This is a genomic window from Bacillus sp. ISL-7, assembly GCF_018613065.1.
In genome coordinates this window covers 163664-190379 of the sequence record NZ_JAGGQW010000035.1, presented here as the reverse complement: position 1 = coordinate 190379, position 26716 = coordinate 163664, and the positions used below count along the sequence as shown (strand labels likewise).

Annotated in this window: 25 protein-coding genes; 23 read left to right on the top strand and 2 right to left on the bottom strand. The window is 38.0% G+C overall.

Translation table 11 applies throughout. The features are described from left to right. Positions 1–128 precede the first annotated feature (128 nt). The 7 genes from ystJ (at position 129) to J7E66_RS14150 (ending at position 7620) form a co-directional block, all read left to right on the top strand. Positions 129–1367: an NADP-dependent malic enzyme gene (gene ystJ / locus J7E66_RS14180; RefSeq protein WP_215001052.1), complete on the top strand. Its 1239-nt coding sequence runs from the start codon at positions 129–131 to the stop codon at positions 1365–1367. After that, the gene (locus tag J7E66_RS14175) at positions 1351–2004 is read left to right on the top strand and encodes a FadR/GntR family transcriptional regulator (RefSeq protein WP_285289221.1); all 654 of its coding nucleotides are present in this window, start codon (positions 1351–1353) and stop codon (positions 2002–2004) included. The genes ystJ and J7E66_RS14175 overlap by 17 nt, the downstream gene beginning before the upstream one ends. Positions 2005–2187: 183 nt before the next feature. Then, the gene (gene accD / locus J7E66_RS14170; protein WP_215001050.1) at positions 2188–3066 is read left to right on the top strand and encodes an acetyl-CoA carboxylase, carboxyltransferase subunit beta; all 879 of its coding nucleotides are present in this window, start codon (positions 2188–2190) and stop codon (positions 3064–3066) included. Then, positions 3060–4037, top strand: coding sequence for an acetyl-CoA carboxylase carboxyl transferase subunit alpha (gene accA, locus J7E66_RS14165; RefSeq protein ID WP_215001049.1), 978 nt, complete (start codon positions 3060–3062; stop codon positions 4035–4037). The genes accD and accA overlap by 7 nt, the downstream gene beginning before the upstream one ends. Positions 4038–4346: 309 nt before the next feature. Further along, a complete protein-coding gene (pfkA, locus tag J7E66_RS14160; RefSeq protein ID WP_215001047.1) occupies positions 4347–5306 on the top strand; it encodes a 6-phosphofructokinase in 960 nt (319 codons plus the stop codon). A gap of 59 nt (positions 5307–5365) precedes the next feature. Continuing rightward, positions 5366–7129 (top strand): pyruvate kinase, encoded by a 1764-nt coding sequence (pyk, locus tag J7E66_RS14155; RefSeq protein WP_215001045.1) that lies wholly within the window; start codon positions 5366–5368, stop codon positions 7127–7129. A 104-nt stretch (positions 7130–7233) separates the two neighbouring features. Beyond that, a complete protein-coding gene (locus tag J7E66_RS14150) occupies positions 7234–7620 on the top strand; it encodes an FxsA family protein (protein WP_214731903.1) in 387 nt (128 codons plus the stop codon). A gap of 46 nt (positions 7621–7666) precedes the next feature. On the opposite strand, the gene ytvI is transcribed toward J7E66_RS14150, so the two are convergent. Then, positions 7667–8782: a sporulation integral membrane protein YtvI gene (gene ytvI, locus J7E66_RS14145; RefSeq protein ID WP_215001042.1), complete on the bottom strand. Its 1116-nt coding sequence runs from the start codon at positions 8780–8782 to the stop codon at positions 7667–7669. Between the two features lie 219 nt (positions 8783–9001). Here ytvI and J7E66_RS14140 point away from each other — a divergent pair, with 219 nt between their 5' ends. The 5 genes from J7E66_RS14140 to J7E66_RS14120 all read left to right on the top strand — a co-directional run bounded on the left by J7E66_RS14140 (position 9002) and on the right by J7E66_RS14120 (position 13877). Continuing rightward, the gene (locus tag J7E66_RS14140; RefSeq protein WP_215001041.1) at positions 9002–9463 is read left to right on the top strand and encodes a DUF441 domain-containing protein; all 462 of its coding nucleotides are present in this window, start codon (positions 9002–9004) and stop codon (positions 9461–9463) included. 279 nt (positions 9464–9742) lie between these two features. After that, a complete protein-coding gene (gene citZ / locus J7E66_RS14135; RefSeq protein ID WP_215001039.1) occupies positions 9743–10861 on the top strand; it encodes a citrate synthase in 1119 nt (372 codons plus the stop codon). A 135-nt stretch (positions 10862–10996) separates the two neighbouring features. Further along, the gene (icd, locus tag J7E66_RS14130) at positions 10997–12265 is read left to right on the top strand and encodes an NADP-dependent isocitrate dehydrogenase (RefSeq protein WP_215001037.1); all 1269 of its coding nucleotides are present in this window, start codon (positions 10997–10999) and stop codon (positions 12263–12265) included. A gap of 106 nt (positions 12266–12371) precedes the next feature. Next, positions 12372–13310 carry a malate dehydrogenase gene (gene mdh / locus J7E66_RS14125; RefSeq protein ID WP_215001035.1) on the top strand — a complete coding sequence of 313 codons (939 nt, stop codon included), beginning with the start codon at positions 12372–12374 and terminating at the stop codon, positions 13308–13310. Between the two features lie 90 nt (positions 13311–13400). Next, entirely contained in the window at positions 13401–13877 is a 477-nt protein-coding gene (locus J7E66_RS14120; RefSeq protein WP_215001033.1) for a MaoC/PaaZ C-terminal domain-containing protein, read from the top strand. Positions 13878–14170: 293 nt separating this feature from the next. Here the strand turns inward: J7E66_RS14120 and J7E66_RS14115 are convergent, their stop codons facing one another. Further along, positions 14171–15082 (bottom strand): nuclease-related domain-containing protein, encoded by a 912-nt coding sequence (locus tag J7E66_RS14115; protein ID WP_215001032.1) that lies wholly within the window; start codon positions 15080–15082, stop codon positions 14171–14173. 205 nt (positions 15083–15287) lie between these two features. Between J7E66_RS14115 and J7E66_RS14110 the strand changes: the two genes are divergently transcribed. The 11 genes from J7E66_RS14110 to J7E66_RS14060 all read left to right on the top strand — a co-directional run bounded on the left by J7E66_RS14110 (position 15288) and on the right by J7E66_RS14060 (position 26713). Beyond that, the gene (locus J7E66_RS14110) at positions 15288–16004 is read left to right on the top strand and encodes a response regulator transcription factor (RefSeq protein ID WP_215001030.1); all 717 of its coding nucleotides are present in this window, start codon (positions 15288–15290) and stop codon (positions 16002–16004) included. Then, positions 16001–17419 carry a two-component system histidine kinase PnpS gene (gene pnpS / locus J7E66_RS14105; protein ID WP_215001028.1) on the top strand — a complete coding sequence of 473 codons (1419 nt, stop codon included), beginning with the start codon at positions 16001–16003 and terminating at the stop codon, positions 17417–17419. The genes J7E66_RS14110 and pnpS overlap by 4 nt, the downstream gene beginning before the upstream one ends. A 20-nt stretch (positions 17420–17439) precedes the next feature. Then, on the top strand, positions 17440–20076 hold the full coding sequence (gene polA / locus J7E66_RS14100; protein ID WP_215001026.1) for a DNA polymerase I: 2637 nt from the start codon (positions 17440–17442) through the stop codon (positions 20074–20076). Positions 20077–20094: 18 nt separating this feature from the next. After that, the gene (mutM, locus tag J7E66_RS14095) at positions 20095–20922 is read left to right on the top strand and encodes a DNA-formamidopyrimidine glycosylase (protein WP_215001024.1); all 828 of its coding nucleotides are present in this window, start codon (positions 20095–20097) and stop codon (positions 20920–20922) included. Positions 20923–21025: 103 nt separating this feature from the next. Next, the gene (gene ytaF / locus J7E66_RS14090) at positions 21026–21661 is read left to right on the top strand and encodes a sporulation membrane protein YtaF (RefSeq protein ID WP_215001023.1); all 636 of its coding nucleotides are present in this window, start codon (positions 21026–21028) and stop codon (positions 21659–21661) included. 19 nt (positions 21662–21680) lie between these two features. Then, entirely contained in the window at positions 21681–22295 is a 615-nt protein-coding gene (gene coaE, locus J7E66_RS14085) for a dephospho-CoA kinase (RefSeq protein ID WP_215001021.1), read from the top strand. Positions 22296–22461: 166 nt separating this feature from the next. Further along, positions 22462–23493 (top strand): glyceraldehyde-3-phosphate dehydrogenase, encoded by a 1032-nt coding sequence (locus J7E66_RS14080; protein ID WP_215001020.1) that lies wholly within the window; start codon positions 22462–22464, stop codon positions 23491–23493. A gap of 343 nt (positions 23494–23836) precedes the next feature. Then, on the top strand, positions 23837–24211 hold the full coding sequence (speD, locus tag J7E66_RS14075) for an adenosylmethionine decarboxylase (RefSeq protein WP_088089215.1): 375 nt from the start codon (positions 23837–23839) through the stop codon (positions 24209–24211). Between the two features lie 110 nt (positions 24212–24321). Further along, a complete protein-coding gene (locus J7E66_RS14070; RefSeq protein WP_215001018.1) occupies positions 24322–24717 on the top strand; it encodes a hypothetical protein in 396 nt (131 codons plus the stop codon). A gap of 90 nt (positions 24718–24807) precedes the next feature. Then, positions 24808–25269: a transcriptional regulator NrdR gene (gene nrdR / locus J7E66_RS14065; protein ID WP_144564449.1), complete on the top strand. Its 462-nt coding sequence runs from the start codon at positions 24808–24810 to the stop codon at positions 25267–25269. 55 nt (positions 25270–25324) lie between these two features. Continuing rightward, positions 25325–26713, top strand: a complete 1389-nt coding sequence (locus J7E66_RS14060) for a replication initiation and membrane attachment family protein (RefSeq protein WP_215001016.1) — start codon at positions 25325–25327, stop codon at positions 26711–26713. Positions 26714–26716: the final 3 nt, after the last annotated feature.

Genomic DNA, 26716 nt, shown 5'->3' with positions numbered 1-26716 from the left:
TTCTTTACAACTTTCGAAGATATGTTATAGTGATAATGAGACAAGTGTGGTCTGACCACCAAAAAAATCGTACTACATATAGCGGGATGTTAAATAATCTTTTGTAAAAATTTGAGGGGTGAACTATCTTGACTTTACGGGAAGAAGCATTACATATGCATCGAATTAATAAGGGAAAGTTAGAGTCGAAATCAAAAGTTTTAGTCCGAAATGCACATGATTTAAGTTTAGCTTATTCACCAGGTGTTGCAGAGCCATGCAAAGATATTTATGAGAAACCAGAATTGGTTTACGAATATACCATGAAAGGGAACATGGTTGCAGTTGTATCCGATGGCACCGCTGTTCTTGGACTTGGTAATATTGGACCTGAGGCAGCTCTCCCTGTTATGGAAGGTAAAGCAGTACTATTTAAAAGCTTTGCTGGTGTTGATGCTTTTCCCATCTGTTTGAACACAACTGATGTTGACAAAATTGTTGAAACTGTAAAATTACTTGAACCTACTTTTGGAGGCGTAAATCTTGAAGATATTGCTGCTCCAAATTGTTTCGTGATTGAGGAAAGATTAAAAAAGGAAGCAAATATTCCAATATTTCATGATGATCAGCATGGGACAGCAATTGTTACGGTTGCAGGTCTTGTCAATGCACTTAAGCTTATCGGCAAAAAAATGACAGAAATTAAAGTGGTCGCAAACGGTGCTGGTGCAGCGGGAATTGCCATTATTAAATTGTTATATAGTTACGGTGTTAGGGACATAATTATGTGTGATACAAAAGGCGCCATCTACGAAGGGCGTCCACAGGGTATGAATGCAGTTAAAGCTGAAGTAGCGAAATATACAAACCGAGATAACCTAACAGGCAGCCTTGCAGATGTAATTAAGGGTGCGGATGTTTTTATCGGAGTTTCAGTTGCAGGTGCACTTACAAAAGAAATGGTAGCATCAATGAATCCAGATTCTATTATTTTTGCTATGGCCAATCCGGACCCTGAAATTATGCCTGATGAGGCAAAAGCAGCAGGAGCAAAAGTGGTTGGAACAGGCCGTTCAGATTTTCCAAACCAAGTAAACAATGTTCTCGCATTCCCAGGAATTTTCCGTGGGGCACTCGATGTTCGTGCCACCCATATAAATGAAAAAATGAAAGTCGCGGCTGTAGAAGCTATTGCCAACTTAATCAGTCTAGATGAGCTGAATGCCGATTATGTCATTCCCGGACCTTTTGACCCGAGAGTTGCTCCAGATGTTGCAGCAGCAGTCGCAAAAGCAGCAATGGAAACCGGGGTTGCCCGCATTAAGGTTGATCCTGAAGAAATAAAGGAAAAAACAAAGAGGCTCGCAATTATTGGCAAAAGTGAGTGATACGTTAGTGGGAAACAATACTAAGGTATATTTAGAGATTGTTAAGCAGTTACGAGAAATGATTACAATCGATGGATTACAATCCGGAGATAAGATCCCATCTGAACGAGAGTTGTCGGAGCGCCTGAATTTCGGGCGCTCTTCCGTTAGAGAGGCACTTAGGGCATTAGAATTGCTTGGGTTAATTGAAACACGGAGGGGCGAAGGGACGTTTATTCGCGACTTTCGGGGCAATCATCTCGTCCAGCTTCTTAGTACATTTATTTTACAGGATGAAAAAGCGAAACGTGATGTATTTGAGACAAAGTGTTATATTGAGATGGACTGCCTAAGATTAGCTTTGCAAAAAATAGATAACAAAAATATAGTGAATTTGAAAGAATGGGCAAATCAAGATAACAACGTAAATGATGATGAGTTTTTTTATCAAATTATTGAGATCGCTGATAACCATCTTTTCTCTAGAATTTGGTCTATTTTAAAAGAGTATTACCAATCGCTTGAATCAAAAAAAATCGTCAATCCTCGTCAAGACTATCTATTACTAATTGAGGCCCTGTCTGAAAAGAATGAAGTCAAAACACTATCTGCATATTACAATCTACGGAATTTGTCTGTTTTTAACGACAAATACTAACAGATTTTGAACCCATTTTAATTTATAGTGTAGGTTAACCAAGCCCTAAGATAGGGTATTTTTATTTCAATGGTGGTCTGACCACAATGGATGTATGAAGTTTAGTATGAATAGAAAAACTTCTAAATAGTATTAATTGGAGAAACTTGCCAGAGTTATCGTAACACAAGGGAGGTTTAATTTTTGGCGCTAAAAGATCTTTTTTCAAAAAATCCTACAAAAAAGAAGAAATATGCTCAAATACCGACGGAAACTGCAAAAAATGATGTTCCTGAAGGAATTATGTCAAAGTGCCCTTCATGTAAGAAGATTATGTATACAAAAGAATTAATGAAAAATTTAAAAATATGTTTGAATTGCGGTCATCATTTTCCAATGAATTCAAAAGAACGGATTGACACTTTCATAGATGAAGGAAGTTTCATGGAAATGAATGATAATATGATTTCAAAAAATCCATTAAACTTTCCTGACTACCTTGAAAAGCTTGAAAAAGACCGACAAAAGAGTAAATTGAACGAGGCTGTTGTCACTGGAATTGGAACAGTTAACGGTCATAAAATTGTTCTCGCCATTATGGATGCATCGTTCCGAATGGGAAGCATGGGCTCAGTTGTTGGCGAAAAAATTACGCTAGCTATTGAAAAAGCGGATGAGTTAAATGTTCCGTTTATTATTTTTACCGCATCAGGTGGAGCGAGGATGCAAGAGGGTGCCTTAAGCTTAATGCAAATGGCAAAAACAAGTGTTGCCTTAAAAAGGTTTAGTAATAATGGTGGATTAATCATTTCGATTATGACGCATCCGACAACTGGTGGTGTATCTGCGAGCTTCGCATCATTGGGAGATTTCAACCTAGCTGAACCAGGTGCGCTTATTGCATTTGCTGGACGGAGAGTTATTGAACAATCCATCCGCGAAGAATTGCCTGAGGATTTTCAAACGTCAGAGTTTCTGTTAAAACACGGTCAGTTGGATGCAATTATCGTTCGAAATGACTTAGTTGAGAAAGTCACAAACATTCTAGAAATCCATCAACCTGGAGGTGTGCTCAGATGGTAGGAGAATTAGAATTTGAACGCCCGGTCATCGAGCTGAGAAAGAAAATCACTGATTTAAAAGAGTTCACCAAAACCGCTGATGTTGACTTAAGTTCAGAAATTAGCAAATTAGAGACTAGGCTTGAAAAGCTTGAGCAGAGTATCTATGAAAACATTAAGCCTTGGGATCGGGTACAAATTGCTCGTCTTCCGAACAGGCCGACAACGCTAGATTATATTCCCTATCTGTTTGAGAATTTCTTTGAATGTCATGGCGACCGAACCTTTGCTGATGATGAGGCAATAGTGGGCGGAATTGCTAAATATAAAGGATTACCTGTAACAGTGATTGGTCATCAGCGCGGAAGAGACACGAAAGAGAATATTCGCAGAAACTTTGGAATGCCACATCCAGAAGGCTACAGAAAAGCACTTCGATTAATGAAACAAGCAGATAAATTTAATCGACCGATTATCTGTTTCATTGATACAAAGGGTGCCTATCCTGGAAAGGCAGCAGAAGAACGCGGGCAAAGTGAAGCAATTGCTCGTAATTTGTTTGAAATGGCTGGTCTTAGGGTTCCAGTGGTTTGTATAGTGATTGGTGAAGGCGGGAGTGGCGGCGCTCTTGCACTTGGAGTTGGTAATCGTATCTATATGCTGGAGAATTCAACCTACTCGGTTATTTCACCGGAGGGTGCTGCGGCAATATTATGGAAAGATGCAGCTCTGGCTAAAAATGCAGCCGAAACAATGAAAATAACCGCACCGGACTTAAAAGTACTAGGCGTCATTGATGGGATCATTCCCGAAATTAAGGGCGGTGCCCAAAGAGACGCAATCAAGCAAGCAGAAGAAATTGATAATGTACTTAAGACAGCGTTGCAGCAGCTGCTTAAGCTTTCAGAAGATGAATTAATTGCTGATCGTTACAACCGTTTCAGGACTATTGGTGAGTTTGCAATTGCCAATGAATACATCGGGGTTAATTAATTTAACGTGCTCATAACGATGGGCACTTTTTTTTGTTTAATTCACAAAATGTTCACCAGAAATCCATAAAAAGTTTGTTGATGACGCTTACAAGAGTGAATAAAGCGTTTCCAGTTAATAGACTATTCTGCCTATTACAATTACTAATACCAGAAGGTTGTTATAGTTATTTCTTCATGTTATTTTATAAATATTCGAGGGTTTTAAGTAAATAATAAAAGAAGTAATTTTTAATAAGTTCGTAACTTTATTTTCTCTTTCAAATGAGGATATACATATTTTTTTAAATTAAAAATTGAGGTGGTAACCATGAAAAAAATAGGAGTACTTACAAGTGGTGGAGATTCCCCAGGGATGAATCCAGCCATTCGTGCTGTGGTTCGGAAAGCAATTTATCACAATCTTGAGGTTTATGGTATTTATGGTGGTTATACGGGATTAATTTCTGGAAATATTAAAAAGCTTGAACTTGGTTCTGTTGGAGATATTATTCAGCGCGGCGGGACAATGCTCCAATCGGCACGCTGCCCAGAATTTAAAACAAAAGAAGGACAGCAAAAGGGGATCGAGCAGCTAAAAGCACATGGAATTGAAGGCCTAGTGGTTATCGGTGGAGATGGTTCTTACCGTGGGGCAAAAGCGTTAACAGAACATGGCTATCCGTGCGTTGGGGTTCCGGGTACGATTGATAATGATATTCCTGGGACAGAACTTACGATTGGGTTTGACACAGCTTTAAATACAGTTATAGATTCATTAGATAAAATTCGTGACACTGCGACTTCTCATGAAAGAACTTTTATTATTGAAGTAATGGGGCGAAACGCTGGGGATATTGCTCTTTGGGCAGGGCTTGCTGGCGGCGCAGAAACGATATTAATACCTGAAGAAGGCTATGACATGAATGATATCGTTGAAAAACTTCGAAAAGGGCAGGAACGCGGTAAAAAGCATAGTATTATTGTTGTTGCTGAAGGTGTGTGCAGTGGTGTTGAGCTTGGGAAGCAAGTTCAGGAGGCAACAAACTTTGATACGAGAGTTTCTGTCTTAGGTCATATTCAACGCGGCGGCTCACCAACTGCAGCTGACAGAGTTCTTGCAAGCAGATTAGGAGCAAGAGCAGTTGAGCTCCTTATTGAAGGGAAAGGCGGCCGAGCAGTAGGGATTGAAAAGAATCAGCTTGTAGATTATGACATTATTGAAGCGCTTGGCCGACACCATACTTTAGATCATGATCTTTACAAACTTTCTATGGAATTATCGATTTAAGGAATTATGAATTTAAGAAATGGCAAAATTGCTTTTCTAATACGGGAGGAAAAATAAGAATGTTACGAAAAACAAAAATCGTTTGTACAATTGGTCCAGCTAGTGAGAGCGTTGAAAAATTAACACAATTAATCAATTCGGGTATGAACGTAGCTCGATTAAATTTTTCACATGGAGATTTTGCAGAACATGGTGCACGAATCCAAAATATTCGCGAAGCATCCAGACAAACTGGCAAAATCGTTGCCATACTATTAGATACAAAAGGTCCTGAAATTCGGACAAACAACATGGAAAACGGTGCACTTGAGCTAACGGCTGGAGAAAATATTATCGTTTCCATGACCGAAGTAGAAGGAACGCTTCAAAAGTTTTCAGTTACATATCCAGGGCTAATTGAAGATGTCCATGTAGGCTCAAAGATTCTTTTAGATGATGGCTTAATTGGCTTAGAAGTAACGAATGTGGATAAATCGGCAAATGAAATCCATACCAAAATTTTAAATAGCGGTACATTGAAAAATAAAAAAGGTGTTAACGTTCCAGGTGTATCAGTGAACCTGCCTGGAATTACAGAAAAAGATACTCAAGATATTCTTTTCGGAATTGAACAAGGTGTTGATTTTATTGCTGCCTCTTTCGTTCGACGTGCAAAGGATGTTTTAGAAATCCGTCAGTTATTAGAAGAAAATAATGCTACACATATCCACATTATTCCTAAGATTGAAAACCAGGAAGGCGTCGATAACATTGACGAAATCTTAGAAATTTCTGATGGCTTAATGGTTGCTCGTGGAGATCTTGGCGTAGAAATCCCTGCTGAAGAAGTTCCACTTGTCCAAAAGATGTTAATTAAGAAATGTAATGCGCAGGGCAAACCAGTTATTACTGCGACTCAAATGCTTGATTCCATGCAGAGAAATCCTAGACCAACTCGTGCAGAAGCTAGTGATGTAGCGAATGCGATTTTTGATGGGACTGACGCAATTATGCTTTCTGGTGAAACTGCTGCTGGACAATATCCTGTTGAAGCAGTCCAAACGATGCACAATATTGCTTCCAGAGCAGAATCAGCTTTAGATCATAAAGAAATACTCTCAAGCCGCAGTAAAGATACAGAACATAATCTTACAGATGCGATTGGACAATCTGTTGCACATACTGCTTTAAATCTTGAAGTAAATTCAATTATTACCCCTACTGAAAGCGGCCATACTGCTAGAATGATTTCTAAATATCGTCCAAAAGCTTCCATCGTTGCGGTAACTTCCGTTGAACATGTATGCCGCCGTTTATCCCTTGTTTGGGGTGTTTACCCGCAATTTGGGAGAGTCGCTACCTCAATAGACGAAATGTTAGATATTGCCGTTGAAGAAAGCTTAAATAGCGGTATCGTTAACCGTGGTGATTTAGTTGTCATTACAGCTGGTGTGCCAGTGGGTGAAGCCGGTACAACAAACCTAATGAAAATCCATGTTGTCGGCGATATTATTACAAAAGCGCAAGGAATTGGCCGTAGGTCAGCCTTTGGGAAAGTGGTAGTTGCCCATGATGCGAAAGAAGCTTTAGAAAAAGTAAAGCAAGGTTCGATTCTTGTGACAATTGGTACGGACCGTGATATGGTGCCAGCACTTGAAAAATGTGCGGCCGTTATTACCCAAGAGGGTGGATTAACGAGCCATGCAGCAGTGGTTGGACTAAACCTAAGCATCCCAGTTGTTGTTGGGGTAGATAATGCCTTAGAATTGTTTAAAGATGGCCAAGAAATAACCGTAGATGCTACTAGTGGAGTTATCTACAACGGTCATGCTAGTGTCCTATAAGAGATAAGGAAAAAAGAAGGGGAGACCCCTTCTTTTTTTAATAACCACAAAATCATCCCCATTGGTAATATAATAAGAATAAGCCGTTTGAAAGGGGACAATCTATGCGTTATTTATTTTTATTGATCATTGTAATTCCTGCTATGGATATTGGTGTTTTACTTTTTTCAGGTAAAGCTATCGGTGTTTGGCCAACCATTGCCCTAATTTTATTAACAGGAATCATTGGGGCGTATTTAGCTAAAAGAGAGGGACTCCAGACAATCAGAAGGGTGCAGGAACAACTAAGCTACGGTCAGATTCCAGGCGAAGCTCTATTAGATGGAATTTGTATCTTAATTGGCGGAACACTTTTATTAACGCCAGGATTTATCACTGATGTTACTGGGTTCCTATTTCTTTTCCCGCCAACCAGAAAGCCGATAAAATTTCTAATCCTCAAAGCGTGGCGAAGACGGATTAATAAAGGAAATATTAAAATCATAAAATAAGAAAAGTCAGCATCCAATTGGGGCTGACTTTTCTTATTAAGAAGTCTCAAACCTCTTTTCCTTTAATAAAAACCCATAAATCATTAAAAACATTCGCACGATACAAGGTGCTAATAATGACAAGGGTGACGGGGCCAACAATTAATCCTAAAAGACCAATCATTTTAAAACCGACAAATAACGCAATCAGTGTGGCTAATGGATCAAGTCCAATATTAGAAGAAAGGATTTTGGGCTCCATGACTTGCCGTTGAACGATGACAACAATATAAAGAACCCCTAAGCCAATGGCAAGACCTGTATTGCCTCCAATCGCCACATAAATAATCCATGGGACAAAAACAGCACCCGTACCCAGGTAAGGAATAACATCCACTACTCCTGTTACTAAAGCGATAGTTATCGCGTAATCAACACGAAGAATAAGTAGGCCAATTAGAATAATAACCGTGGTAATCGATATCAGTGTTAATTGGGCTTTAATAAAACCAAACAGCGCCTTTTTTAAATCAACAAAAACTGACCGGCTGCTTGTTTTTGCTTTCTCAGGTAAGAGTCTGCCGCCCAATGTCGATAAACGGTACCAATCCTTACTGATAAAAAAAGTAGCCAATAAGGAAAAGATTAATACGGTAGCTGCATTTGGAAGCCAAGCGATGATATTTGGGATAATACCAAATAGGTTCTGAATAAAATTGCCAACGGTTGAGCCAATTCTCGTCCCAACATTCTGTATATTTCCAATAATCGTATCCTGCTGCCCTGATTCAAGTTTATTAAACACACTTGTTAATTGATCATATATCGGAAGAATTTGAGCAGTAAAATATTTCTCTATATATTCAATTAACGTATCTAGATGTTCGGGGACTACCGTAGACAAATAATTTGCACCAGAGACAATCTCGGCTATTAGTAGTGTAATTAAACCTGCAAATAAGGCAAAAATAAGAATAAGTGCAATAAAAACAGCTAATACACGAGGCATTCTAGCCTTTTTTTCAAAAATATCTACAAGTGGATTAATCATAAACGCAATAATTAGTCCAATTAAAAATGGATAGGTCACTTTTGACAGAAAGTAAAAAGAGTAAAGCGCCAAAACAATAGCACCTATTACAATTAAGAATCGTATTGTCCGGTATAAGTACTTTAGATTCAAAGACAAACCTCCTTTATATGTATGTTTGGTAGTTCTAGTTTAACATTTTATGAAATAAACTGCATAACTTTTCCAGATAAATATAATAGTCTTAAAAATATTACGAACATTTTATTTGAAGGATTCGCAAGGAGATTGAACAGAAACTTATTGTAATCATTAATTTCATGCTTTAGCAGGTATTATGTTACGATAATTTGGAAATGGGATGGTGAGAACATGCTAAATGAGTCATTTTTATTTTTACTGTTATTGCTCGTTATTGGTTTTATTGCGAAAAACAGTTCCTTACTGGTTGCCATTGCAGTGCTCATTACCTTAAAGGTAGTAGGATTGGATACAAAGGCATTCTCATTTATACAGTCCAAAGGTATTAATTGGGGTGTCACAATTATTACAATTGCGGTATTAGTCCCGATTGCAAGTGGAGAAATTGGTTTTAAAGACTTAACAGGAGCATTTAAATCATCATATGCTTGGATTGCCCTGATCTCGGGCATGATTGTCGCTATGCTGGCAAAAGGAGGGGTTAAGTTACTAGCAGATGATCCACAGATTACAACAGCACTAGTTCTTGGCACTATTTTATCTGTGTCAATTTTTAAAGGGGTCGCAGTTGGCCCTCTAATTGGAGCTGGAATTGCCTATACAGCAATGAGAATTTTTAGTTTTTTTACCTAGATTTTTTGTAAAATAATATTTTTTTGCATTTTTCGGTTCCTTTTCATTCACAAAAATCTGATAATTGTTTATAATAGGCTTGTAAGCGTATCCTTTTTTACATAAACCAAATAGATATGCTGAATTGTTTATAAATCAATTTGTGCCTCTAAAAGGAATCTCATTTTAACTATTTGCTTTTTACCCGAGCAATCGCTCAGTCAACTTAAAGGATGGAATAAGGGGAATAATTTTTTAAAAAGGTGTGGGGAAATTTAGAATGTGAAGGAGAGATATACTATGACAGTAACACGCGGTTTAGAAGGGGTAGTGGCAACAACTTCCTCAATCAGTTCAATTATTGATGACACGCTAACATATGTTGGCTATGACATTGATGATCTAGCTGTGAATGCTAGTTTTGAAGAGGTAATTTATTTATTATGGCACTTAAAGCTGCCAAATGCAGAGCAGTTAACAGAATTGAAAAAACAACTTTCTGAGAATGCAGCACTTCCACAGGAAGTAATTGAGCATTTTAAAATGTACCCAATCCAAAAGGTCCACCCAATGGCAGCCCTTCGTTCAGCCGTTTCCCTTTTAGGTTTATATGACGAAGAAGCTGATTTAATGGACACAGAATCAAATTACCGAAAAGCAATTCGCCTTCAAGCAAAAATGCCAGCCATTGTTGCAACATTTGCACGTGTTAGAAAAGGACTTGAGCCAATTCCTCCTAAAAAGGAATTAAGCTTTGCAGCGAATTTCTTATACATGTTAACTGGCAAGGAACCAGAACCAATTGCTGAAGAAGCAATAAATAAAGCGCTCGTATTACATGCGGACCATGAATTGAATGCATCTACATTCACAGCACGTGTTTGTGTAGCTACGTTATCAGATGTTTATTCTGGAGTAACTGCCGCAATTGGAGCCCTAAAAGGACCACTTCACGGTGGGGCAAATGAAGCTGTAATGAAAATGCTAAAAGAAATTGGCACGCTTGAAAATGTAGAGCCATTCGTCCGTGGTAAACTTGAGAAGAAAGAAAAAATCATGGGCTTTGGCCACCGTGTATATCGACAAGGTGACCCACGTGCCAAGCACTTAAGAGCAATGTCTAAAAAATTAACTGAACTAACGGGCGAACCACATTGGTATGATATGTCTGAAAAAATTGAAAGCATTGTCACAGGTGAAAAGAATTTGCCACCTAACGTGGATTTCTATTCAGCCTCTGTTTATCACAGTTTAGGGATTGATCATGACTTAATGACACCAATCTTTGCTGTCAGCAGGGTATCAGGATGGCTTGCACATATTCTTGAACAATATGAGAACAACCGGTTAATTCGACCGCGTGCAGATTATATTGGTCCTGGAATGCAAAAATATGTTCCAATCGAGCAACGAGGCTAATATTTTACTTTTGTTAGAATAATTGGTCTAATAGATATGTATGAAAAGGTTAGAGACTAACCTCTCTAACCTTTGATAAGACAAAGGGTGTAAGTTTTTTAGTTTTCTTTTACATAATAGGAGGGTGAATCAACTATGTCAGGCGAAAAAATCACGGTTACAAACGGAGTATTAAATGTACCAAATAATCCAATCATCCCATTTATTGAAGGTGATGGTATCGGTCCAGATATTTGGGCAGCTTCCGAGCGAGTTTTAAATGCAGCAGTTGAAAAAGCCTATAAAGGCGAGCGTAAATTGATTTGGAAAGAAGTTTTAGCTGGAGAAAAGGCATTTAACAAAACAGGTGAATGGCTTCCAAGTGAAACGCTTGACGTGATCAGAGAGTATTTAATTGCCATTAAAGGTCCATTAACCACTCCTGTTGGCGGAGGAATTCGTTCATTAAATGTTGCTCTTAGACAAGAATTAGATTTGTTTGTCTGCTTACGTCCAGTTAGATGGTTCGAAGGTGTTCCTTCCCCTGTTAAGCGCCCACAAGATACGGATATGGTTATTTTCCGTGAAAACACTGAAGATATTTATGCGGGTATTGAATATGAAAAAGGTACTGAAGCAGTTAAAAAGGTTATTGACTTCCTACAAAACGAAATGGGTGTTAAGAAAATCAGATTCCCTGAAACTTCAGGTATCGGTATTAAACCAGTTTCGGAAGAAGGAACAAGCCGTCTAGTACGTGCAGCGATCAATTATGCTATTAAAGAAGGCCGTAAATCCGTTACACTCGTGCATAAAGGAAATATCATGAAATTCACTGAAGGCGCGTTTAAAAACTGGGGTTATGAGCTTGCTGAGAAGGAATTCGGCGACAAAGTATTTACATGGTTACAGTATGACCGCATTAAAGCGGAACAAGGTTCTGAAGCTGCTAATAAGGCTCAGACTGATGCAGAAGCTTCAGGCAAAATCATCGTAAAAGATGCTATTGCTGATATCTTCTTACAGCAAATCCTTACACGTCCACGTGAGTTTGATGTGGTTGCAACAATGAACTTGAACGGAGATTTCATTTCTGATGCACTTGCAGCGCAAGTAGGCGGTATTGGTATTGCACCAGGCGCCAACATCAACTATGAAACAGGACATGCAATTTTTGAAGCAACACATGGTACTGCACCTAAGTATGCGGGTCTTGATAAAGTAAACCCTTCTTCTGTCATTTTATCAGGTGTGTTATTACTTGAGCACTTAGGCTGGAATGAAGCGGCTACAATGGTTATTAAATCTGTTGAAAAAACAATTGCTTCTAAAGTTGTAACTTATGATTTTGCTCGTTTAATGGACGGAGCAACTGAAGTAAAAACTTCTGAATTCGGTGACGAGCTAATTAAGAACATGGAATAAGAAGGGAAAGTGGAGAGCAGATGCGGGCTGTTAATAATAAAAATAGCCCCTTCTGCCTTTTCTAGATTCAAGTGAAACATTAAAAAGTTCAAGGGGGAGAATTAAAATGTCATTAAAACGTAAAAAGGTATCTGTTATCGGCGGCGGATTTACAGGAGCAACCACTGCATTTTTACTGGCACAAAAGGAACTTGGCGATGTAGTTCTAGTTGATATCCCGCAAATGGAAAACCCAACAAAAGGTAAAGCGTTAGATATGCTTGAAGCGAGTCCAGTACAAGGCTTTGATTCTAATATTACAGGTACTTCAAATTATGAAGATACTCGGGATTCTGATATTGTCGTTATCACTGCTGGTATTGCCCGCAAACCTGGAATGAGCCGCGATGATTTAGTCCAGACAAACCAGAAGGTAATGAGAAGTGTTACACAGGAGATTGTAAAGTATTCTCCAAACTGTACGATTCTTGTTCTAACCAACCCAGTAGATGCAATGACATATACTGTATTTAAAGAATCAGGATTCCCTAAAAACCGTGTAATTGGTCAATCTGGGGTTCTAGATAGTGCTCGTTTCCGCACATTTGTTGCTCAAGAATTAAATCTTTCTGTTAAAGACATTACAGGATTTGTATTGGGTGGACATGGAGATGATATGGTTCCTCTTGTACGCTACTCCTATGCTGGTGGTATTCCATTAGAAACATTAATTCCTAAAGACCGTCTAGAAGCAATTGTAGAACGCACAAGAAAAGGCGGCGGTGAAATTGTAAACCTTCTAGGTAATGGAAGTGCTTATTATGCGCCTGCAGCTTCTTTAGTAGAAATGTGTGAAGCAATCCTTAAAGATCAACGTCGAGTGATTCCTTCCATTGCTTATCTTGAAGGCGAATTTGGTTACGATGGCATTTACCTCGGAGTACCAACGATCCTTGGTGCAAATGGTATTGAAAAAATAATTGAGCTTGAGTTAACTGCTGACGAAAAAGCTGCATTAGATAAATCAGCGGAATCCGTTCGCAATGTAATGCAAGTGTTAGCATAAAAAATTATAATAGAGAAATTCGGGGCTGCAAGGGTTTCCCCGAATTTCTTTGCATTCAAATGAAATCGCTTACAACAGGGGTGGAGTTATATGCTTTTAGGTAAAAAAAGAAAGTTAGGCAGAAGGATTGAAGAAATTACTGTCGGTGAAAAATTGTCTATGTCTGAAAAGATAGAAGACAAGGATATCCTTCTTTATTTAGGATTAACAGACGATGCCAATCCTCTCTATATTCAACATGATTATGCTTCACAGACTCCTTTTGAAAAACCAATCGTTCCTAGTATTATGCTTACGGGAATGATAACCTCTGCCATCTCAAAATATTTACCCGGTCCTGGGAGCCATATCTTAAGCCAAGAAATTGAGTTTCCTAAGCCGGTATATCATTATGGAACCGTCGAGTTTTTGTTTGAAGTGATTGAGGTTGTAAGAGATGAGCATACCATTGTGATCAGTGTCATTGGAATGAATGAAAAAAATGAAACTGTCATACTGGGAAGGGTTAAAGTTTGTCCTCCACATCGTTTGGAGGAAATACATGGTAGGACTCTGGATAATTTTTAATAAAGTTGATAAGGATCCAGTATTTTTACTGAAATGATGCTGGAAAACTGGATCACTAAGTAATACCTGTGTTCAATAGTGGTCCATGAGGACAAAAAAGGTTTGGAAAGAGCTAAAGTTGTCCTCATGAGGAGTTCATGAGGACAAAAAATGTAAGAGAAGAGCTAAAGTTGTCCTCATGAGGGGTTCATGAGGACAAATACCGCAAGAGAAGAGCCAAAGTTGTCCTCATGAGTTGTAATTAATTAAAAAACATAACCCTAAAGGAAAACAGTGGGTCTAGTCGCTTACATTCATTTATCAACATAGTAAGAAAACCTACCTCGCCCCATTCTTTTATAATATCTTGTTAATATCCTATTGATTTTCTTTTTAGACACAACCTCCCCACACCAATCATAAACACAATTGGTGGAAATCTTCTTTTCCGGAAATAGTAGTTTAATTTCCTCCACGCTGCACAAAACAGCCGACTCTATCCCTTTCTGGTGCCCACATTGGTTACACGCTAAATGATTTCCATTTACAAAAAGTGAAAATGAATTACATTTCGCACAAGTAAACCCCTTTCTTAGATGCTCATACTTATATGGTGGTAGCCTTTTATAAGGTGATTCAACTTGATGTAAGGAAATAAGCTTGTCAGCTAGCTTCTTATGCCGACTAGTTAGTTTTGAGCGCTGCATATCTAATTTTTTCATGAATCGATGTAGTTGTGAATGATAAACAATGGGTTCGTTTAGGGGCGCTTGATATAATGTAAACTCGGGGTTAATAAACACAACGGTTCCCTCAATGGGGATATTATATCCTAGATTTTGCAGTAACTGGCGGAGCATGAATTTGGTGCGTTTCAATTGGTCTAGTGGATTTTTATAATCTTTACCGGAAATCCTCTTAAGCCTGTCAGGTTTGAAAATGAAGTCGCATTCATAATTTTTTACCTCAAAAGGGTAAATCGTTTCTTGAAAAATAATAGTGGTATCAATTTGGAATTTAGAATTGTTAACCTCAAGCAGCAGATCGTTTAAAATGAAGCACTCACATTGAAGCTTCTCTGTTAATAAATCAAACTGAACTTCACCTTCAAAGCCTTTTTCCTTGTTTTTATAATGCAGCTGCTCCTCAGTTGTTAAATTCATTCGTTTATTCAAAATTCTTAGGATCAATAATTCACTTGTTTCAAAACGTGGTTTGTAAGCCATATTCCACTCCCTTTCATAGTTAATTTTATAAAAAATTATGGCGAAATTTGACACCAAAAGTGGATATTTTGTTAATTATTTTAAATAAATTCAAACTCGTTTCGATGGGTATGTGAACATTCCTTTAATGTTAAATTTTTGTAAAACTAGATAATATGTAATTTTTATTATTATAATGGAGGTAACTTATTTAGTGGGGGATATTATGAAAAATAAAATACTTGTTGTCGATGATGAACAGTCAATTGTTACTTTGCTTCAATATAATTTGGAGCAGGCCGGGTATGAAGTGATTACTGCAATGGATGGTGAAGAGGGGAAACATCTTGCAGAGACACAAGACCCTAATATCATTGTATTAGACCTCATGTTACCGAAGTTGGATGGAATGGAAGTATGTAAGCAGCTCCGTCAAAAGAGTATAATGACTCCGATTTTAATGTTAACTGCAAAAGATGATGAGCTCGATAAAATATTAGGTTTAGAGCTTGGTGCAGATGATTATATGGTTAAGCCTTTCAGTCCTAGAGAAGTGATCGCCCGCGTGAAAGCAATTCTTAGGAGGACACAAGTCCAAACGGAGGCAATTGACGTAGGTGAAAAAGAGACGGGTCAACTAGTGATCGCTAATTTAAGAATCGATCCTGAAAAATATGAGGCTTATTTTAACGAAAAACTTTTGGAGTTAACCTTAAAGGAATTTGAATTACTTCTTTATCTCGCGCAAAATAAAGGCCGCGTCTTGACGCGTGATCAATTACTAAGTGCTGTTTGGAATTATGACTTTGCTGGAGATACTAGAATTGTGGATGTACATATATCACATTTAAGAGAGAAAGTTGAAGTGGATACGAAAAAGCCGGCCTATATTAAAACGTTACGGGGCTTGGGCTATAAATTGGAGGAGCCGAAAGGAGAATGACCAAATACCGAAAAGGTCTGCTAATTACACTAATCTTATTAATTATGGCTGTTTTAGTTGGATTAGGAATATTGCTGGGCCAATTTTTTAAAAGCTATTACCTAGAGTCTCTAAATGAACATTTTAAAGTTGAAATCTTGTGGGTCCTTTCCATCTGTCTAGGGATTGCAATAATAATAATTATTTTTCTATCCATTAGAATCACCTCAAAGTATACAAAACCAATTGAAGCCGCCACAAATGTAGCGGTTGAACTGGCAAACGGAAACTACCGGGCACGAACAAAAGTAGATCGATTGGATGAAACCGGCATGCTTGGGTCATCGATCAATATGCTTGCCGAAAACCTCCAAGAACTTGTTAAAGCACAAGAAATGCAACAGGACCGGTTAAGTGCTTTAATTGAAAATATGGGAGCAGGATTAGTCTTAATAGACAGTCGCGGTTACATTAATCTCATTAATAAAGGGTTTATTGATATTTTTCAGGTGAATCCAAGTGATTATTTAAATAAACTCTACTATGAAGTGATTGAATATGAAGGAATTTGTCATTTAGTAGCAGAGGTTTTTCGGACTGAAAAGAAGGTAAGTGAACAATTACTTGTGCCTTTTTTGATCGAACGAAGGTATTTTGTTGTGTATGGTGTCCCGATAATTGGAACAAATAATGTTTGGAAAGGGGTACTGCTTGTTTTTCATGATATAACCGAAATAAAAAAACTCGAGCAAATGCGGAAGGATTTTGTCGCCAATGTTTCGCATGAATTAAAAACCCCAGTAACGTCTATTAAAGGATTTACTGAAACATTGCTGGACGGTGCCATGAACAATAAAGAAACATTAGAAGCGTTTCTTTCGATCATTTTAAAAGAGAGTGATCGCCTGCAAACACTTATACAAGACCTGTTAGAGCTTTCAAAAATAGAGCAGCAAGGCTTCAGATTAAACATTCAAGAAATAGATTTGCATATGTTATTAAAAGAAGTAATCACGATTCTTACAGGAAAAGCAGAAGCAAAGAATATCAAGCTTGAATTTTACAGCAAGCAAAATCAAGTGTTAATCAATGGCGATTCGGACCGTTTAAAACAAGTATTTATCAATTTAATCGGCAACGCAATTAACTATACCCCGCCAGAAGGGGACGTAAAAATTATCCTTCTCGAACATGGTGAGAACGTACGGATCCATGTGAAAGACTCAGGGGTAGGAATTAGTAAAGAAGAGATTCCACGTATTTTTGAACGATTTTACCGAGTGGACCGTGCCAGAAGTCGTAACTCGGGTGGGACAGGCCTTGGATTAGCAATCGTAAAACACTTAATAGAAGCGCATCATGGTAACATAAGTGTTAGAAGTAATTTGGGTGAAGGAAGCGACTTTATTATTGAACTACATAAATATTTGATATGATTTTTGGAAGGTGGATATAAATGGAAAAAAGGAAACTTGTCCTGATTGACGGTAATAGTATTGCTTACCGAGCATTTTTTGCATTACCCCTGCTTAATAACGATAAAGGAATCCACACGAATGCGGTATATGGCTTTACGATGATGTTGATGAAAATTCTTGAAGATGAAAAGCCAACACATTTACTTGTCGCATTTGATGCTGGAAAAACTACTTTTCGCCATAAAACCTTTAGTGAGTATAAAGGTGGAAGGCAAAAAACCCCACCCGAACTATCCGAACAATTTCCGTTTATCCGTGATCTTCTTGATGCTTATGGAATTTCCAGATATGAGCTTGAAAATTATGAGGCCGATGATATCATTGGTACCCTTTCATTAACTGCAGAAAAGGATGGGTACGAAGTAAAAGTGATTTCAGGAGACAAAGATTTAACCCAACTCTCTTCCGCCACTACAACCGTCGGAATTACTCGAAAGGGTATTACAGATATTGAAGAATATACCCCTGAACATGTAGCCGAAAAGTATGGACTTACACCAGAACAAATCATTGATATGAAAGGGTTAATGGGGGACCCTTCCGATAATATTCCTGGTGTTCCTGGGGTAGGTGAAAAGACAGCGATCAAATTGTTGAAGGAGTTTTCAACCCTCGAAAATTTATTAAACTCCGTTGAACAAGTAACTGGGAACAAACTGAAAGAGAAGCTTGAAGAATTTAAGAACCAAGCATTAATGAGTAAAGAACTTGCTACGATTGAAAGACAAGCACCTGTCGAAGTGGATTTAGAAAACGTCGCATACGAGGGCTTTACGCGCGAAAAATTAGTAGCCTTATTTAAAGAATTAGGCTTTCATTCATTATTGGGCAAGCTTGGAGAAGGTCCAGACACTATTGAAGAGCAGGAACTTGAAGATATTGATTTTCATATTCCAACTGAAATAACAGAAGAACTGTTTGCAGACACTAATTATTTTTACGTTGAAATGCTGGATGATAATTATCATTATGCAGAGATTATCGGTTTCTCTCTTGTCAATGAAATAGGACATTTCTACTTGCCAACTGACTTGGCATTACAGTCAAAAGCTTTTAAAAAATGGGCGGAAGATGAGAGTAAAAAGAAAATAGTTTATGATGCCAAGCGATCTGAAGTTTCATTAAGAAGACATGATATTCATCTAAAAGGGGCCAATTTTGATATTCTAATGGCTTCCTATATCATAAATCCTTCAGAAAACATTGAAGACCTCGCTGCAATAACGAAAAGATTCGATCTACATAATATTCAATCTGATGAATCGTTTTATGGGAAAGGGGCGAAACGAAAAGTCCCTGAAGTGTCTAAGCTCGCTGAACATCTAGTTCGGAAAAGCCTTGCAATGTCTGATATTAAAGAAAAACTAGAAGATGAATTAAGAAAAAATGAACAATATGAATTATTTACTGAGCTTGAAATGCCTTTATCGCTGATTTTGGCTGATATGGAATCGTGCGGGATCAAGGTGGAACAGGAACGTCTTCAGGCAATGGGTAAGGAGCTAAATGAGAGACTCGTCGAGATTGAAGAGAAGATTTGTGAATTAGCAGGTGAAAAGTTTAATATCAATTCACCGAAGCAACTAGGTGTAATTTTATTTGAAAAATTAAACCTTCCTTCGTTTAAGAAAACGAAAACAGGTCATTCAACTTCAGCAGATGTATTGGAAAAATTAGCAGAAGATCATGAAATCATCGAGCATATTCTTCTATACAGACAATTAGGTAAGCTTCAATCTACCTATATAGAAGGATTACTGAAGGTTATTAATCCTAAAACGGGAAAAGTCCATACCAGGTATCAACAAACTTTAACTGCGACTGGCAGATTAAGTTCAATTGATCCTAATTTGCAAAATATACCGATTCGCCTTGAAGAGGGACGTAAAATCCGCCAAGCCTTTGTTCCATCAGAGGAAGGCTGGATCATTTTTGCAGCCGACTATTCACAGATCGAACTGCGTGTCCTTGCGGATATTGCTGGTGATGAAAAGCTGATTCAGGCCTTCAAAGAAGATATGGATATTCATACAAAAACAGCAATGGAAGTTTTTCATGTCAATAAAGATGAGGTAACTTCCAATATGAGGCGTCAGGCAAAGGCTGTTAACTTTGGAATTGTTTATGGAATCAGTGATTATGGTCTGTCCCAATCCTTAGGAATTACAAGGAAGGAAGCTGGTCAATTCATTAATCGTTATCTAGATACCTATCCAGGTGTCAAAGAATACATGGATGATATTATTCACTCGGCAAAACAAAAGGGCTATGTCTCCACTTTGATGCAGCGAAGAAGATACCTTCCTGAAATTACAGCTCGTAATTTTAACATCAGAAGCTTTGCAGAAAGGACAGCCATGAATACACCAATTCAGGGCAGTGCCGCTGATATCATAAAAAAAGCAATGATTGATATGGACGATGCTTTAAAGGACAAGGGTTTAAAGACGCGCCTCTTACTTCAAGTGCACGATGAATTGATATTTGAAGCACCTGAGGACGAATTGGAAATTTTAAAGAAGTTAGTCCCAGACGTGATGGAAAATGCCCTCGAATTGAAGGTGCCGTTGAAAGTGGACTATGCCTATGGACCAACATGGTTTGACGCCAAATAAAAGGGGGACCCCTCAGCAATGCCGGAGCTTCCAGAAGTAGAAACCATAAGGAAAACGTTAAAAAGATTAGTTGTCAATAAAACCATCAAAGATATAACCGTCTTTTGGCCAAAAATCATTAAAAGCCCACTTGAAGTGGAACAATTTGTTGATGCTTTAGCAGGGGAGACCATTGTTGATGTAGGCAGAAGAGGGAAATTTTTAATCATTTATACGGATCATTTCGCGATAGTATCGCATTTGAGAATGGAAGGAAAGTATGGGCTTTATCCTAAGGAAGAACCCTTTGATAAACATACACATGTACTCTTTCACTTTACAGATGGAACAGAATTAAGGTATAGGGACGTTCGGAAATTTGGAACGATGCACTTATACAAAAAAGGGGACGAATTCTTAACGGAACCGCTCATAGGGCTTGGTCCTGAACCTTTTTCAGATGAATTTACGGTAGAGTACTTGACTAAGAAGGTTGAAAAAACGAATCGAAAAATTAAAACAGCTCTATTGGACCAAAAACTTTTTGTGGGGCTCGGTAATATCTATGTGGATGAGGCACTTTTTCGGGCAGGAATACACCCAGAACGTATTGCTAATACATTAAATAAAAATGAACTTGCCCTTCTTCACCGTGAAATTGTTGCGACCTTAAGCGAAGCCGTCAAAAAGGGCGGAAGTACGATCCGCTCATATGTTAACTCCCAAGGGGAAATAGGTATGTTTCAGCTTGAATTATACGCTTATGGTCGTAAAGGAGAAGAGTGTAAACGATGTGGAACACCATTAGAAAAAACGACCGTAGGGGGCAGAGGAACCCATTACTGCCCGCAGTGCCAAAAGATTTAAGTGGGAAAAAAGTAAAAAAAGTGAGAATTGAATAATATTAACCTTTGATAGGCTCCTGCCATATACTATCGTAATGATTTTGGAGGAAGGAGCCCTAGACATCATGGTTCAGTTGTTCTCACTTCTCATACTTGCTTTTGCTCTCAGCCTTGATAGCTTTAGCGTGGGTTTTACCTATGGACTAAGGAAAATGGTCATGCCGATCCGATCAGTGATTATTATTGCAAGTTGCTCGGCTATTTCTCTAATGATTGCCGTGTCAATTGGGCATGGACTTGAAAAAGTTCTATCTCCAAGTATTACGGCAAGCCTAGGAGGAATCATTCTAATTGCTCTTGGTGCATGGGTTTTGTTTCAATTTTTCAAACCAGAAAAGGAAAAAGACGTACTAGAACATGAAAAAACAATCGTAAATTTTGAAATTAAATCCCTAGGATTAGCCATCAACATCTTGAAAAAGCCGATGTCGGCTGACTTTGACCAATCGGGTACGATTACGGGGATCGAAGCTTTAATGTTAGGCTTTGCTTTGTCGCTGGATGCCTTTGGAGCCGGGATTGGTGCAGCGATGCTTGGTTTCTCTCCTTTTTATTTAGCATTTACTGTCGCGATTATGAGCTCATTATTTGTTCTATTAGGGATAAAAAGCGGAACTTTTTTTCATAAGTTTGATTGGATCCAAAAGTTCACGTTTTTGCCAGGGATTTTATTAATCATAATTGGAATATGGAAGTTATGAATCTAGAAAGGAAAAGATCATGTCATTAGTTATCGGTTTAACAGGCGGAATCGCCAGTGGAAAAAGCACAGTCTCAAACTTTTTCAAAGAAATGGATATCACTGTAGTCGATGCTGATATAGAATCACGCCTAGCGGTAATGCAAGGTGAATCCGCTTATTTTAAGATTATTGAAGAGTTTGGCCGTGATATTTTATTGGAAGATGGTGAAATTGACAGGCAAAAGCTTGGCGCAATTATTTTCCATCACGCTGAAAAACGGCAAATTTTAAACGAAATCGTCCACCCTGAGGTTAGAAAAAGAATGAGGGACCAAGTCGATCAGGCAATAAAAAACAGTGAAGAAGTGGTTGTTCTTGATATTCCTTTATTATTTGAAAGTAAACTTACGTATATGGTGGATAAAACGTTACTTGTTTATGTTGACGATGAAACACAATTAAAAAGATTAATCAAGAGAAATAATCTATCAGTAGAGGATGCCGAAGCAAGGGTTCGTTCTCAGATGCCCCTGTCTGAAAAAATAAAGCTCGCGGATGCTGTAATTGATAATAATGGTTCGATCGCAGATACAAAAAAACAACTTCTTGAAATTTTAGCCCAGTTTGGCATCGATATAAATAATCATAAGTAATGGGAGAGAAGGGCAACCTTCTCTTTTTTCTGTTTCTAAGTTGCCTGAATTATAAAACATTTTAAAAATCCGCATTTTATTCATCACAATTAAACCTAAATATGTTATACTAATTACAACAATACAAGTATTAAGTATGACATTAATGCAAAAAAGGGGATGTAAAATGAAGACGAGAGTTGCAATAAACGGATTTGGGAGAATTGGCAGGATGGTTTTTAGAAAAGCGATCCTTGAAAATAAGCTTGAGGTTGTTGCCATAAATGCAAGCTATCCAGCGGAAACATTAGCACATTTACTTAAATATGATACAAATCATGGACCATTTCAGGGAGAAGTTATCCCTTTAGATGATGAGTTAATCGTCAATGGCAAAAGAATTAAACTATTAAGCAGTCGTAATCCAGAGGAACTTCCCTGGAGAGAGTTTGGTATTGATATTGTTATAGAAGCGACAGGAAAGTTTAATGCTCGTGAAGCGGCTGCACTGCACTTAGAAGCAGGAGCCAGGAAAGTGATCTTAACTGCACCAGGGAAAAATGAGGATGTCACAATTGTAATGGGTGTTAATGAAGAAATGCTTGATATCAATCATCATGACATTATCTCAAATGCATCATGTACCACCAACTGCCTTGCACCTGTTGCAAAGGTGTTAGATGAAAAATTTGGCATTGAAAGCGGATTAATGACAACGATTCATGCCTATACAAATGATCAAAAAAATATCGATAACCCTCATAAAGATTTACGAAGGGCTCGTGCATGTGGACAATCTATCATACCAACAACAACAGGAGCGGCCAAGGCAATTTCACTTGTGTTACCACACTTAAAAGGTAAATTACATGGGATGTCACTTCGTGTGCCAACACCAAACGTTTCACTTGTTGACTTAGTAGTTGATCTTAATCATGATGTGACCCTTGATGATGTCAATAACGCATTTATTGAAGCGGCAAATGGCCCATTAAAAGGCATTTTGGATTTGACGATGGAACCATTAGTATCCGTTGACTTTAATACTAATGAACATTCTGCCATCATTGATGGTCTTTCCACAATGGTGATGGGAACAAGAAAAGTAAAGGTTTTAGCATGGTATGATAATGAGTGGGGGTATTCTTCACGTGTCGTGGATCTCACCATGTATGTTGCAGAGGAAATAGCAAAATCATCACAAATAAAGGTTGGATAAAATGCTGTCGATAGACAGCATTTTTTTTGCCTTGCTTGAGCCATTTGGGTGTTTTTTGCATAAAATAGCTTTGATTTAGTGTTTTTTTATCGAATGAAAAATGGAACATGCCCATTAACCTTGTTACAAAATTAACATATAAAGTTTTTTATATTGATAGGTTGCAAAAAAAATATAAACAAAGTATACTAGTCATCGTGAACTTCTTGAAATCAGGTAGCTATTAATTACTTAAAGGGTTAGGACCTCTCTGGACTAACTTTCCCCCGTGGTAGTTACTCGGATACCGTCAATAACAGGATTTCAAGAAAGAACATAAAAGGTTAGAGGGGGAAAAATGAATATGGAAACAATGGGACGTCACGTAATCTCTGAGCTTTGGGGATGCGACTTTGAAAAATTAAATGATATGAATTTTATTGAAACAACTTTTGTTGAAGCAGCTCTTAGATCAGGTGCGGAAATCCGTGAAGTAGCATTTCATAAATTTGCCCCACAAGGTGTAAGTGGTGTGGTTATTATCTCTGAATCACATCTTACCATTCACAGCTTCCCTGAACATGGATATGCCAGCATAGATGTATACACTTGCGGCGATTTGAATCCTAATGTTGCGGCCGATTATATTGCTGAAGCATTAAATGCACAAACACGTGAAAATATTGAAATTCCGCGTGGCATGGGTCCTGTTCATGTAAAACAGGCAAAGGTTTTATAATCACTATAAAAATAATCAACGTAGAGGTGTATTTATACATACACCTCTTTTTATATTTTCTAGACTAATGTTGTACAATAAGAACAAAGCTACATCATGGGAGGAATAGTATGGCTATGTTAGGTAACCTATTTGTTCGTTTTAAAAAGCAAATTGAGACTTCAGATCAGATTAAGGATGATTCCTTAAAAACGCATTATTATAAGGCGATGTTTAATCAATTATTTGCATCTGTTGAAAAGTTATTCCATGAAGATGCTGATTGCCGGGTCACCACTGTTTCTAAAGAACATGGAGAAATTGCTGTTGAAATCAGTAAACCCATCCCCTGCTTTCTAATTGTTACAATTGTGGGAGTAAAGCCAATGGAAACAGCGGTAGACTTTAATATTTCATCTGAAAAATTTTCCTTACTCGGCACCTATCCCGATTTAAAAAAGCGGATTAATTCTTATTACGAGCGAATTAATCAATTACATACCTTTATAGGAATAAAAAACTCCTAGTACTACTACTTGTATAAAGATAGTCTTTTTTATAAGATGAAAGTAAGCGTTTTTGTTCGGGAGTAAAGTGTAGATTTGGAGTTGATTACAATGAAATGCCCATCTTGTCAAAATTATGGTACACGCGTCCTCGACTCTCGCCCAGTTGATGAAGGTCGAGCAACACGGAGGAGACGCGAATGTGAAGAATGTGGGTATCGTTTTACTACGTTTGAGAAGATTGAAGAGATCCCGCTGATTGTAGTCAAGAAAGAAGGGACCCGAGAAGAGTTTAGCCGTGATAAAATATTACGTGGCTTGATTAAGGCATGTGAGAAGCGGCCGGTAGCCTTAAAGGAATTAGAAGATATAACGCATGGTGTTGAAAAGGATCTGCGGAGTCAGGGGATTTCTGAAATAAAAAGTGAAGCAGTCGGTGAAATGGTCATGGACAGGCTGGCACACGTGGACGAAGTCGCCTATGTACGGTTTGCATCCGTTTACCGTCAGTTTAAAGATATTAATGTTTTTATTGATGAATTAAAAGAATTAATCAAAAAAGAAAAATCTTAAGAGCTAAAGAGTTTTTGGCTCTTTTTGATTTTATAACAAGAAAGGTTGGAGTGATATGGCGCAGCATTGGCAGGAAATTCTCCCTATCGACCGTTATATAGTTGCGGCTGATGGGCTGCTGCATGAGTATGACCGTAAAGTGCTGACGTTTTTATATCAGCCCTTGATTGGGTCAACTTGCTTTAGTTTGTATATGACGCTCTGGGCGGAGTTAGAGGAAAATCGGCTCTGGTCTGAGTCTTCCACTCATCATTTATTGATGAATCTCTTAGAGATGAACTTAAAGGATATTTACGAAGCCAGATTGAAGCTAGAAGGCATTGGTTTATTAAAGACTCGTGTCAAAACAGATGAAGGGGGACGGTCCTTCATCTATGAACTGCATCCACCTTTAAGTCCTGAGCAATTCTTTTTAGATGGGATGTTAAATATTTATCTTTATCGAAAAATTGGAAAAAACCATTTCTCTCGTCTGAAGCGCTTTTTTAGTGATCAACAAAAGCCAAGGGAAGACGAGTATGTAGATGTTACAAGAGCCTTTCAGGACGTGTTTGCATCAGCAGCACCTGGCAGTATGCAATATATTCAAGCCCTTTCCGAAGAATTACAAGAGGAAGAAAATCAACAGTTTATCGGTCGAAATGAGCCGAGTCCGATCCAAATTGGTGTGGACACGTTTGATTTTGATTTGTTAACTGCAGGGCTGAATGAATCACTTGTTCCCAAAAAAGCGCTAACGCCAAAAGTAAAAAGTGTAATTAGTAATCTTGCATTTCTGTACCAAATAGATGCAATCGAAATGAAAAATTTCATCTTAGGTGCTATTAATGAGCATGAAGAAATTGATATAGAGGACTTGAGAAAGGGGGCTCGTGATTGGTATCAATTTGTCAATTACGACCAGCTTCCGAGTCTTATTAACCGAACACAACCAATTGTTCATCAAACTCAAATCACCGAACCTAAAACACAGGAAGAAAAATTAATTCGCTCGTATGAGACGACCCCGCCACTCATCGTTTTTAAAGAAATCTCGGGCGGCGTTGAACCTTCGAATGCCAATTTGAAAACCTTAGAAGAGATCATGATTAAATATAAACTTCCCCCAGGTGTGGTAAATGTCCTAATTGAAGTGGTTATGAGAAAAACGGACATGAAATTTACAAAGGGTTTTGTCGAGACAATCGCTAGTCATTGGGCAAGGAAACAAGTGAAAACGGTGAAAGAAGCGATGGAGCTCGCGAAGAATGAGGAACACAAGGTAACAGAAAGTAAAAAAACTACAAGATCGACTAATAAAAAACCAATACGGACAGAATTAATTCCTGACTGGTTTGATGAAAGTACAAAAGATGCGGGCAAAGATCCCGCGCAAGGAAACAACAGTGAAGTTGAAGCGAAAAAGCGTGCGATTGAAGAAAAGTTAAAAGCGTTTCGCAAATAGGAG

Coding starts and splice junctions, on each gene's coding strand:
- J7E66_RS14060 (WP_215001016.1), top strand. CDS start 25,325: ATGGCGCAGCATTGGCAGGAAATTCTCCCTATCGACCGTTATATAGTT.
- speD (WP_088089215.1), top strand. CDS start 23,837: ATGGAAACAATGGGACGTCACGTAATCTCTGAGCTTTGGGGATGCGAC.
- pyk (WP_215001045.1), top strand. CDS start 5,366: ATGTTACGAAAAACAAAAATCGTTTGTACAATTGGTCCAGCTAGTGAG.
- accA (WP_215001049.1), top strand. CDS start 3,060: ATGGTAGGAGAATTAGAATTTGAACGCCCGGTCATCGAGCTGAGAAAG.
- polA (WP_215001026.1), top strand. CDS start 17,440: ATGGAAAAAAGGAAACTTGTCCTGATTGACGGTAATAGTATTGCTTAC.
- J7E66_RS14140 (WP_215001041.1), top strand. CDS start 9,002: ATGCTAAATGAGTCATTTTTATTTTTACTGTTATTGCTCGTTATTGGT.
- J7E66_RS14115 (WP_215001032.1), bottom strand. CDS start 15,082: ATGGCTTACAAACCACGTTTTGAAACAAGTGAATTATTGATCCTAAGA.
- J7E66_RS14150 (WP_214731903.1), top strand. CDS start 7,234: ATGCGTTATTTATTTTTATTGATCATTGTAATTCCTGCTATGGATATT.
- icd (WP_215001037.1), top strand. CDS start 10,997: ATGTCAGGCGAAAAAATCACGGTTACAAACGGAGTATTAAATGTACCA.
- J7E66_RS14110 (WP_215001030.1), top strand. CDS start 15,288: ATGAAAAATAAAATACTTGTTGTCGATGATGAACAGTCAATTGTTACT.
- pnpS (WP_215001028.1), top strand. CDS start 16,001: ATGACCAAATACCGAAAAGGTCTGCTAATTACACTAATCTTATTAATT.
- ytaF (WP_215001023.1), top strand. CDS start 21,026: ATGGTTCAGTTGTTCTCACTTCTCATACTTGCTTTTGCTCTCAGCCTT.
- J7E66_RS14070 (WP_215001018.1), top strand. CDS start 24,322: ATGGCTATGTTAGGTAACCTATTTGTTCGTTTTAAAAAGCAAATTGAG.
- J7E66_RS14080 (WP_215001020.1), top strand. CDS start 22,462: ATGAAGACGAGAGTTGCAATAAACGGATTTGGGAGAATTGGCAGGATG.
- citZ (WP_215001039.1), top strand. CDS start 9,743: ATGACAGTAACACGCGGTTTAGAAGGGGTAGTGGCAACAACTTCCTCA.
- pfkA (WP_215001047.1), top strand. CDS start 4,347: ATGAAAAAAATAGGAGTACTTACAAGTGGTGGAGATTCCCCAGGGATG.
- mutM (WP_215001024.1), top strand. CDS start 20,095: ATGCCGGAGCTTCCAGAAGTAGAAACCATAAGGAAAACGTTAAAAAGA.
- J7E66_RS14120 (WP_215001033.1), top strand. CDS start 13,401: ATGCTTTTAGGTAAAAAAAGAAAGTTAGGCAGAAGGATTGAAGAAATT.
- nrdR (WP_144564449.1), top strand. CDS start 24,808: ATGAAATGCCCATCTTGTCAAAATTATGGTACACGCGTCCTCGACTCT.
- mdh (WP_215001035.1), top strand. CDS start 12,372: ATGTCATTAAAACGTAAAAAGGTATCTGTTATCGGCGGCGGATTTACA.
- coaE (WP_215001021.1), top strand. CDS start 21,681: ATGTCATTAGTTATCGGTTTAACAGGCGGAATCGCCAGTGGAAAAAGC.